This is a genomic window from Psychrobacter sp. GW64-MNA-CIBAN-0177, assembly GCF_040309585.1.
GTDB lineage: Bacteria > Pseudomonadota > Gammaproteobacteria > Pseudomonadales > Moraxellaceae > Psychrobacter > Psychrobacter okhotskensis.
Map to the genome: position 1 here is coordinate 1 of NZ_JBEOOY010000667.1, position 230 is coordinate 230.

General features: G+C 44.3%; 1 protein-coding gene. It reads right to left on the minus strand.

Features of this window, described 5'->3' with window-relative positions:
• Positions 1-230 (minus strand): hypothetical protein (locus AAEY79_RS16640; protein WP_352289933.1); only part of this gene is annotated, 230 nt, incomplete at both ends.

Consider the following 230-nt stretch of genomic DNA (forward strand, 5'->3'; position numbering starts at 1 on the left):
TATCAGCGACTTGCAAGTTTTGACCGAAAGCATTGATGAACCATACCACTCCACTTTCTAGTGCATCTCGCAAGCGTAGCTCAAGATTCAATAACAGCTCGGCACCGACTTTATTATCAAGTGACTCAAGGAGTTGCCAAACCGCTTTAACCTCAAATACTTCACGGCTGATGGCGTAGGCTCGAATAATAGTTGCAAGCGTTTGTCCTGTTTCCTCATAAAGACGGAAT